11 protein-coding genes are annotated in these 10067 nt (G+C 40.6%); 8 read left to right on the top strand and 3 right to left on the bottom strand.

From position 1 onward, the window contains the following. Positions 1–305: 305 nt before the first annotated feature. A complete protein-coding gene (locus tag C9J40_RS16380) occupies positions 306–581 on the bottom strand; it encodes a hypothetical protein (protein WP_107247460.1) in 276 nt (91 codons plus the stop codon). Positions 582–993: 412 nt separating this feature from the next. Between C9J40_RS16380 and C9J40_RS16375 the strand changes: the two genes are divergently transcribed. Next, positions 994–1242: a DUF3297 family protein gene (locus C9J40_RS16375; protein ID WP_045082022.1), complete on the top strand. Its 249-nt coding sequence runs from the start codon at positions 994–996 to the stop codon at positions 1240–1242. A 96-nt stretch (positions 1243–1338) separates the two neighbouring features. Here C9J40_RS16375 and C9J40_RS16370 read toward each other — a convergent pair whose 3' ends face one another. After that, complete coding sequence (locus tag C9J40_RS16370; RefSeq protein ID WP_107247459.1) at positions 1339–1950, bottom strand: flavin reductase family protein; 612 nt, start codon at positions 1948–1950, stop codon at positions 1339–1341. Between the two features lie 124 nt (positions 1951–2074). After that, the gene (locus C9J40_RS16365; RefSeq protein WP_105062138.1) at positions 2075–2506 is read right to left on the bottom strand and encodes a hypothetical protein; all 432 of its coding nucleotides are present in this window, start codon (positions 2504–2506) and stop codon (positions 2075–2077) included. A 394-nt stretch (positions 2507–2900) separates the two neighbouring features. Between C9J40_RS16365 and C9J40_RS16360 the strand changes: the two genes are divergently transcribed. The 7 genes from C9J40_RS16360 (at position 2901) to C9J40_RS16330 (ending at position 10061) form a co-directional block, all read left to right on the top strand. Beyond that, the gene (locus C9J40_RS16360; RefSeq protein ID WP_107247458.1) at positions 2901–4991 is read left to right on the top strand and encodes a TonB-dependent siderophore receptor; all 2091 of its coding nucleotides are present in this window, start codon (positions 2901–2903) and stop codon (positions 4989–4991) included. A 155-nt stretch (positions 4992–5146) separates the two neighbouring features. Further along, positions 5147–5920, top strand: a complete 774-nt coding sequence (locus C9J40_RS16355; protein ID WP_199188106.1) for a DUF3450 domain-containing protein — start codon at positions 5147–5149, stop codon at positions 5918–5920. After that, positions 5920–7287, top strand: a complete 1368-nt coding sequence (locus C9J40_RS16350; RefSeq protein ID WP_107247456.1) for a MotA/TolQ/ExbB proton channel family protein — start codon at positions 5920–5922, stop codon at positions 7285–7287. The genes C9J40_RS16355 and C9J40_RS16350 overlap by 1 nt, the downstream gene beginning before the upstream one ends. Next, complete coding sequence (locus C9J40_RS16345) at positions 7287–7820, top strand: MotA/TolQ/ExbB proton channel family protein (RefSeq protein ID WP_045082027.1); 534 nt, start codon at positions 7287–7289, stop codon at positions 7818–7820. The genes C9J40_RS16350 and C9J40_RS16345 overlap by 1 nt, the downstream gene beginning before the upstream one ends. Next, on the top strand, positions 7817–8221 hold the full coding sequence (locus C9J40_RS16340; protein ID WP_005365390.1) for a biopolymer transporter ExbD: 405 nt from the start codon (positions 7817–7819) through the stop codon (positions 8219–8221). The genes C9J40_RS16345 and C9J40_RS16340 overlap by 4 nt, the downstream gene beginning before the upstream one ends. After that, positions 8221–8877: an energy transducer TonB gene (locus C9J40_RS16335; RefSeq protein ID WP_107247455.1), complete on the top strand. Its 657-nt coding sequence runs from the start codon at positions 8221–8223 to the stop codon at positions 8875–8877. Before C9J40_RS16340 ends, C9J40_RS16335 begins: the two co-directional genes overlap by 1 nt. Then, positions 8877–10061: a hypothetical protein gene (locus C9J40_RS16330; protein WP_107247463.1), complete on the top strand. Its 1185-nt coding sequence runs from the start codon at positions 8877–8879 to the stop codon at positions 10059–10061. Before C9J40_RS16335 ends, C9J40_RS16330 begins: the two co-directional genes overlap by 1 nt. The last annotated feature ends 6 nt before the right edge of the window (positions 10062–10067 follow it).

The following is a 10067-nucleotide window of genomic DNA, read 5'->3' as shown; positions in this document are numbered from 1 at the left end:
GATATATTATTGGTTATTACAGCCAATTACGACCACATCAATATAATGGCGGATTAACACCGAATGAATCAGAACGATTATATTGGTTAACCTCTAAAACCGTGGCTAGTATTTGTTGACCACTACAGTTTGCGAGTTTTGTATCTAGTGGTTTTACATTCTCGCAGTCAGTTCAGAGCGGTGCTAAATTATCCCCGAGATTTAATCCTTAACCCGTTTTTAATTGCCTAGGTACCTAAAGTTATACATAGATGCGGTAATGAGTAGGGTATCTACTTATTTAAGCTCTTCAACTAGCGTGTATTTTACTTGTGCGGGACAGTGGTTTGCCAAAAGGTTATGCTCACTGGATTGGGGATTAACGTAAATCCGTAATAATAGTATGTTTTAGCTTGCTCAAAATCTCTTATCGCATTTTGGATACTTGGATCAAACGCCAACGTTGCAAGTAATGTTGCCGTGGTATCGAAATGATTTTTAATTTCAGATTTCTTGATTTCTCGGATAGAAATTAATTGCTCGATAGCGCGATCATAAATAGCATCTTCGCTGATCTCTGGACTTTTCCACGCAATATACATACCAGAGATAATGACGGAGCATGCGCATAAGAACGATAAGTATAGCGTGATCTTTTTGGCTATTTTTATATGGAAATCATTCCTTTGTAATATAAATTTGCCATTTATAAATTATTCTATATGCCGATAAGCATTTTTTATTATTATATGTAAGGCATTGCATTTGATGGAATGTTGTTGCGATAAAATTCAGATTAAATGAATGAGTATGCTTTTATTGCATCGGGATAGTGTGAATATTCACTTATATAAGAGTGTAATAAATAGTGAATATTTCTAAGATGTTAATAAAATTTAGGCGTTCTGGGTTGTAGGTAAGGCTTCAAAAAGAAATAGGTTCTTTATCTATTGAGCGTAAACGTTATATTCTCTACAATACCGACGTTTTTTATTAACGATAGAATTTTTGATCATGACAGATACTACATCACAACCAGCATTACCAGATCGTCTTTCAGGTAACCCTCGTAGCCCTCACCACGTGGCAGAGTGTTTCAACTATGACATCGGCATTCGTCTTAACGGCAAAGAGCGTTTTGATGTTGATGAGTACTGCATCAGCGAAGGTTGGGTGAAAATTCCTTCACCGAAGGCACTAGATCGCCGTGGTCAGCCAATCTTGATCACACTAAAAGGCACGGTAGAAGCATTCTACAAGTAATAAGTGTTGATTAATGAATCAATGAAAGCCTAGTTTTCGAACTAGGCTTTTTTTTGCGTATAATCTGAGAAAATAAATTCACAGTTGGAAGCCATGTTATTTCGGTCTTGCGACTGAAAAGGTCTTTTCCAATACTGCGTATTCACTGCCGCCTAAGCGTGATAACGGATTTACCTTTAATGCTTCAATTACTAAGCGCTTTTGCTCACTATCGATAACTTCGTCATCAATGTAGATCTGCTTAATTTCAGCGAAGATCAAGCTTTGTGGTGTTTCCCCAACCTCTTTCACTTCATATAGGTGACAACCAAAGGCAATAGGGCAATCTTTTAGCCTTGGCAGTTCAAAGCCATCAAAAGAGGTGAGCTCTAATTGGGTGTGTTCAACCTCAGATTCGCCATACTCTAAGGTAGCAGCGGTTTGAGTGACTTGTTCTGCTAACGCAATATTAGCGATATGTACCACCATCTTTTTATTGGCAATAACGTTACGCGTAGTGTCTTTGATTTCTCCGCTCGGTTTTTTACCCACAGAAAACATCAATAATGGTGGGTTACTAGCAACTGGGGTGAAATAAGAAAAAGGGGCAAGATTGTAGTTGTGCTCACCAGAATCTGTCAGAACCCATGCGATAGGACGAGGGATAATGGTTTGTGTCATTAAATGGTAGATATCAGTGGGAGATTGTGTGGATAGATCAAGGTACATGTGCAAATCCTTCGCGCTGAAAAGTTCTTATCTATTGTACTGCGAATGAAGGTTAACTCAATGTGATCAAGTTAGAATGAATAGACAATAAAAAGCCGACGGAGAAGTCGGCTTTTTACGAAAATTACGCTTTAATTACGTTTTTAAAATGTTTTTTCTTTGTAAATAAGAAATCAACATCAGGCGGGAAATCTTTGTTCGTTTTAGCGTGCTTCATCATATCAAATACTTTGAATTCAGCTAACACGGCAAATTGGTAAGGTTCGAAGCTTTCGCTGTTTGCCTGAAGTGTTGGATCGTAGTATTTACCATCTTTGAAAATAATCGCTTGGTCAACGATGGTGTCTTCATTACAACGATAGCCAAGTACGTAACGCTCACCTTTGCAATAAATCACATTCATATAGCTGTTGTAGAAGGTTTCATTTTCAGTTGCAGTGCAGGTTGCCAGCATTTCTGGATCCATTGCTTCTACTGTCACAAGACGGACTTTTTCAGCAATAAAATTGCGTTCATTGAGTTGTTGGTGAATAGCTTCAAGACTTAGTTGAGTCACATTAAATACCGCGAAATGAATAATGAATAAAAACGGGCAGATTATACGACTGTTAATGATAAATGTCTTCGTTAAAAACAGTATTGGGTACGGATTAATAAAGACAACTGAAAAAGAGACGACGGCAAAACGAACAAAATGCGGCTTTCAGCCCGAATAAATTTTCAAGAAATCTTTACGAATGCAAAGAATGTAAATTTAATGCAAATGGTAATGGTTATCACTTATATTCCTTTTCATCGTTTGGTAGGCACTTTATTACTTACCACATAGTAGCCATGATTTGCTCTTTATATTATTACAAACAATACCTATTCAGCAGTGATAGGTGCTGAGAGTAACTCTGATGTGGCTTCACTTTCAGGTTATATCTTTATTTTGGAGTTAAAGGAATATGTTTTCTAAAAGCCAGCTGACGTTGTTAATTGGTGCGGTACTTTCTGCCCCTGTTGCTTATGCAGAATCAACAGAAGTTGATGAGCACATGGTCGTAACAGGTCGTGATTACGGTTATAAAGCCGATACCAACTCTACAGCGATGCGTATGGAGATGACTCAGCTAGAGACGCCAGGACAAGTTGCAGTAATTGATGAACAACTTATCGATGAACAGCGTGCGAGCACGCTAGGTGAGGTGTTACAGAACGATGCAAGTATTTCAGCTGGTGGAACAGGCCGTAACCGTGAACGTTTCTCTCTACGTGGTTTTGAACTTGGTAGCAGTAGCGGTTTCTTGCGTGATGGTCACCAACATTGGTCTCACTACCGTCAACCTGTTGAGCTTTTAGAGCGTGTTGAAGTAATGAAAGGCCCTGCAGGTCTTCTTTACGGTAAATCTGCACCTGGTGGTTTAGTCAACATGGTTGCTAAGAAACCAACTCACGAAACACAAGTTAACTTTAGCCAAGATGTTGGTTCAAATAATCATACACGTAGTGTGTTAGATGTGAGTGGGTCACTCAATCAAGACGAATCACTTCGTGCTCGCGCTGTTGTTGCAAAAGAAGATTATGATTCATGGCGTAAGTATGGTGATGGTTCAACACCTTCAACCGATCGCTTTGTTGGTGGTCTATTTGTTGATTACGACATAAATGAAGATGTGACATTGTCACTACACTACGATCGCACTAACGATAAAGGAAGTGTAGATTCTGGAGCTTACATTGTTGATGGTAAGCCAGTATTGGGGCGTGACCATGTGTGGGATGCACAGTGGTCAAAAATTAATAATGAAGTAGAAAACTATGGTTTTGATGTTAAAGCGCAACTAACAGATGTTTGGGCATTAAATACAGGTTTTAATTACCAAGACTTTACACGTCACGATGTGGAAAGTTACCCGAACTTTGCAAACTTTGAAGAGTCAGGTTTAGTAAAGCAAGGTGGCAATGATCGCCACGATCATTGGGTATTTAAAACCGCTTACGCTGATTTCGTCGGTGAATTTGATGCACTTGGCATGCAACACCAGTTACTCGTTGGTTCTAACTGGTTAGGCTACAGCTACGATCGTTTCCAACGTTCATTTAATTCTGTAGAAGTAGCACCAAACCAATCTACACCAGTACCTAGTTACAAATCGGGTAAGCCAAAAGAATCTCACTCTTCTTATAATGCTTGGGGTTTCTACGCACAAGATATGGTAACGATTAACGATTACTGGCAAGTACTTGCTGGTGTTCGTTTTGATCGTCAAACACAAGAAGGTAAAGCGGCGGAAGAAGCAGTATCACCTAAAGTGGCTGCGATTTTCCATCCAGCAGAAAACGGTTCAATTTACTTAGCTTACTCTGAAAGCTTTGAGCCGCAAGGTACGGTAACATCAGGCTCTACGAACTATGTGAATGATGGTGAACAACTTGATCCGCTTCGTGGTAAGCAATATGAGCTAGGTACTAAGTGGGAACTACTAGATAATCGTCTGTTTGTATCGGGTGCAGTATTTAACATTACGCAAGAGAACTCGACGATTGATGTTCAAGTAGGTAAAGATCTGTACGAGAAAACTCAAGCGGGTGAGCGTGTTCACAACGGTGCAGAACTTGCGCTGCAGGGTAACGTGACAGATAAGTTAAGCATGAGCGCGTCAGCAATGTACCTTGATGCGGAATACACCAAAGATCAGAAGTACCAAGGTAATCGTCCTGTTGACGTACCAGAATTCGCTGCAAGTGTTTGGTCTACGTACAAGGTAACACCGGCAACCGATGTTAACCTTGGTGTTATTTACGAAGGTTCACGTTTTGGTGATGCTGCGAATACCTTTAAGAAAGACGGCTATACACGTGTTGATTTAGGTATGGCTCACACGTACAAGTACGATGATAATTTAGATATCATTGGTCGTATTAATGTAGAAAACGTATTTGATACTGATTACATGGCTGGTGGCGGTTCAACAAGCAAAGATTATGTTGGCGCAACGGGTGTAACACTTGGTGAAGGTCGTAACTTTATGGCTACGCTTGAGTTTAAATACTAATTTGTAAATATTGTAACTAAGGGGGAGCCATTGCTTCCCCTTGTTGCGATTAAATGCTATTTCACTATTTTTGGTCGTTGTACGATTTAACTTTTTATTATTACTTCACTTTTTTATTTTTTGCGATTCAAGATTACTCATTATTAAGTTTGATTATGAATTTTATTAAAACCAGTTTAGCGGTTGTGATTTTAAGCATCACAACTGGGGTACAGGCATCGAGCCTTGATACAGCACGTTCTATTGAAAACAAAACCAATACGGCTTCAGCATTAAGCCAAGATAAGATTGATCGTAATGCTGATTCGGCTATCGCGATGAAAGCACAAATCGAGCAATTACAAGAAGAGCTTAAAAACCTGACGGTCTATCACGATCACCTTGCGCGTATGGTTGATAATCAAACCCAAGAAATGGCCTCTATTCATGAACAAATAGAGAACATTAAAGAGACGCGCCAAGGTGTTGTACCTTTGATGTACCAAATGATTGATGGTTTATCGACTGTTGTTGAGCAAGATAAGCCTATCAAACATGAACAGCGTTTAGCGCGTATTGAAAAGTTGAAAACGATGATGTCGCAAGCTGATATTAGCGATGCAGAAAAATTCCGTCGTATTCTAGAAGCCTATCAGATTGAAATGGATTACGGCACGAAATTGGGTACGTACCAAGATAAAATTACGTTAGAAGACGGTAAAACAATCGAGGCTGATTTACTGTATCTCGGTCGTATTGCATTTGTCGCTCGTAGCTTAAACGGTAGTCATTACTGGAGTTGGAACAGTAACAAACAGCAGTGGCAGGCACTTGATACAAGTGAAGCTGCAAATATTGATAAAGCGTTTGCAATGGCGAATAAGCAAATTGCACCAAGCCTATTACGTTTACCTATCTCAGCGCCCCTTGCTAACGTGGAGAGCAAATAATGAAATTAAAAGCGTTAGCTATTGCACTCTGTATGGCATCGGTTCCGTTCACAGTATCTGCTGAATCGGTTGTACAGCAAGCGAAACAAGAAAATGTCTCTCAACAGCAACATAATGTGCAACGTGAAGCTGAATTTAGTCAAGAAGCACAGAAAATTCGTCAACAACGTGATGCATTATTAGCGCAACGTAATGCGTTAAAAAAACAAACAGAATTACTGAGCCAAAGTTTTAGTACCAATGAAGCAGAACTTGCGAAATTAGAACAGCAACTTCAATTAGATTCTGGCAGCCTTGGTGAGTTATTTGGTGTCGTTCGCCAAACAGCAAAAGAACTAAAAGCCGAGCAAGGTTACGCTGTCACTGGTGTTGATGTGACGAAATATATCCCAGTTGTTGACCAAATCGTTGATGCGAAAGCACTGCCGTCTATGCCACAATTAAAAGGTTTGTGGCAAGCAATGGAATCACAAATCGTTGCAAGCGGTGAGTTGGCAAAGGTGAACGTACCATTTATTAATGGTGATGGTGAGCAAACCACAGAAAAAGCATTGCGTTTAGGCGCATTAGGCCTAGTAGCTGAACAGGGTTATTTAAAGTGGGATGGCCCTCGCCATCTTGCAACGGCTTATCAACAACAACCTGAAAATGGCCCACAACTTTCAGATTTAGCTGCAATAGCGGCGGCAGGTAGTGAAAGTATTGCTCTTGATCCTTCTCGTGGTGTGATATTAGAGCAATTAGCCAATGCACCTACGCTGGAAGATCGTTTAACAGCAGGTGGTGTGGTCGGTAAAATTATTCTACTTCTATTAGCTATTGGTGCGGGTATTGCCATTTTCCGTGGCGTTAAATTAGCGATTATTAATCGTCAAATTAAGCAACAATTAAAAAATCCAACTCAAGCTGGAAATAACCCACTGGGTCGTATTCTTGCTGTGTATAACAAAGAGCAAAATCGTAGCGTAGAAGCGTTAGAATTACGTTTACTTGAAGCGATTGTTGATGAGCAGCAAGGATTAGAAAAAGGCTTATCGATGCTTAAACTGTTTGCGGCTTTAGCGCCAATGTTAGGCTTACTGGGTACGGTGACGGGGATGATTGAAACCTTCCAAGTTATCACGCAGTTTGGTAATGGTGATCCTAAAGTGATGGCGGGTGGTATTTCAATGGCATTGGTAACGACCGTTCTAGGTTTGATTGCCGCGATGCCTTTATTGCTGGCTCATAATGTACTAAGTACACAAGCTGAAAATATTCGATTGATCCTTGAAAAACAAGGGATCAGCTTAGTTGCTCAGCAAGCTGAAAAAAACGAATCTTCTCAGACATCTAACCGTAACGTATTAGCAGAACAGGCAGCATAATGGACTTCAGCGTATTACATGGCTGGTGGTTTTCGCTTTCTCATTTTATGGCGCAAGGTGGCGCCATATTATGGTGGCTTGCTGCGGTTGTTGCGCTATGTTGGCTTTTGGTTATTGAACGCGTGATTTATTTATTCTTCTATTTTCCAAAGCAAAAAGAGCAGTGGTTAACTAGCTGGATGGCTCGTAAAGATCATTCCTCTTGGCATGCATGTGCAATTCGTGATGGCTGGCTTAATGAAGCAAAAATTGCCCTTAATCAGAATTTAAATTTTATCAAAGTATTAGTCGCAATCTGCCCCATGCTAGGTTTACTTGGCACAGTGACGGGGATGATTTCTGTCTTTGATGTAATGGCGACGCAAGGTAGTAGTCAACCTCGTTTAATGGCATCCGGCATTTCTTTAGCAACCTTGCCAACAATGGCAGGGATGGTTGCGGCTTTAGCGGGTATGTTTGTTCACGCACGTTTATCTAAAGCTTGTCAGATGCGTGAGTTTAAATTAGAAAAATTATTAAGGAGTCAGCAATGAGACTCAGCCGCCGTTCTTCAAATCGAGAAGATGCACAAATTGATTTAACATCAATGCTCGATATCGTATTTATTATGCTGATTTTCTTTATTGTAACGAGTTCGTTTGTACGGGAATCAGGCGTAGAAGTTAACCGCCCTCAAGCAAGCCACGTGGTAAGCCAAAAAGACGCAGGGATCTTTGTTGCAATTACTTCAGCAAATGACGTTTATATTGATAAACGTGTTGTTGATGTAGAACGTGTTCAAGCAACATTAGAACATATGCTTACAGAGCAACCTGATGCTTCTTTAGTGATCCAAGCGGATGAGCATGCCTATAACGGCACTGTGGTTAAAGTGATGGATGCAGCAAAAGGAGCTGGGATCAAAAATATCGCATTGGCGGCGGAGAAAAATTAATGATCCGTCTTTTAATGGCTTTTCCATTAGCTATTGCTGTAGCGCTAGGACTTTTTACTTTTATGGCATGGATGGTAGATAACGGTAATCATCAAAAGCCTGATAATAAAGAAGTGCTAGCGTTCAACATGGTAATGATGGAACAAGAGCAAGCACCTCAACGGCGACAGCGTGCGGTGCCACCACCACCTGAAACACCAGAGCCACCGCCAGAAGCAAAGCCGGTATCATCAAGAACAGCAACCGCAAGTGTCCAACCTGTTGCGTCTACGACAAGCTTAGGGTTGGATACAGCGGTTACAGGCTTATCGATCAAGATGCCGAAATTTAGTGATTTTAGCAGTGCATCGAATGCGGTAGGTGCGCCGACTATCGGTCAGAGTCAGCAAGCTATGCCATTGTATCGTGTTGAGCCAAGGTATCCGCCCCGCGCGCTAAAACAAGGTAAAGAAGGTTACGTTATACTGAAATTCACGATTGATCCTCAAGGCCGACCAATCGATATTGCAGTGCTTGAAGCAAAACCTAATCGTTTATTTAATAAAGAAGCGATACGTGCATTGCGTAAATGGAAGTACCAACCACAAGTGCAAAATGGCAGTGCTGTATCACAGCCAGGTCAGACGGTACGTTTAGAATTTAAGTTGAATAAATGATGAAAAGATTAGCATTTATTATCGCTTTAACCGCCGCAGCGAGTTTGCCTTTATCATCCGCTTACGCGGGAGGTAAATTGTCGCAGTCGATTGCCGTTAAGGTTCAAAAAGCGAATAACTTACAGCTTGATGATAAGGTTAATCAGGCGATTGATTTACTTGTCTCTTTAAAGCCGATAGAGCCTTATGACAAAGCATTTGTTCAGCGTATGTTGGGCGTGTTTTATTGGCAGCAGGGCAATCCATCAAAAGCGATAAGCAATTTATCTAAAGCAGTTAAGAGTGGCTTATTACAAGATGATCAAGCATGGGTTACTCAGCGTATGCTGGCTGATATTTTACTTTCTGAGCAAAAATACAGCCAAGCACTACCACATTACTATCAGCTAACAAAGCATATTCCAAAATCACAAAAGGGCGATGAACTATGGCTGCGTATTGCCCAATCACATTATCAATTGAGCCAGTGGTCAAAAGTCCTTTCTGCAATGAAACGCTACGATGGCTATAAACGTAAAGATGAAATATCGCCGTTGTCGATTAAGTTGGGTGCTCAGTTGCAACTAAAGCATTGGAATGGTGCAACTTCGACATTAAATCGTTTGATTGCGATAGAGCCAAATAAGCTCAATTGGTGGCAGCAATTAGCCAATATACAATTGCGAGCAGGGAAACCTGCAGATGCATTGATCACATTAAAATTAGCAAAATATCAAGGTGTTAAGTTAACGCAGCAAGATTTACATCGCCTAGCGCAACTGTATGCTCAGCGTGGTATTCCTGAACGTGCTGCTAAACAAATAGCAGAGCTTGAAGGCGCAACAACTAATACAAGGTTGCTCGTTGAACAAGCTAACTATTGGCAGATGGCAAGAGAGTGGCAAAGTGCTATCAATATTTGGGAAAAAGCAGCCCAGCGTAATAACCGTTATCGTTGGCAACTTGCACAATTGTTGTTGCAGGAAGGGCAATATCAAAAAGCGTTAATTGAGCTTAATAAGGTTAAGCGTAAAGATAAACAGTCTGATGTTGAGTTGGCGAAAGTCCGTGCGTATTACAAGCTAAATAACTTTGATAAAGCGATTATTCATGCCAAACAGGCAAATAATATAAAGCCTTCATCGGCAGCATCGAGCTGGATAAAATATTTATCACAAATGCGTGAAATGGAACAAGCTAGCTAAATATTG

This window comes from Photobacterium sp. GB-72 (assembly GCF_003026095.1).
In the GTDB taxonomy this organism is placed as follows: Bacteria; Pseudomonadota; Gammaproteobacteria; order Enterobacterales; family Vibrionaceae; genus Photobacterium.
This window is presented reverse-complemented; position numbering and strand designations above follow the sequence as displayed.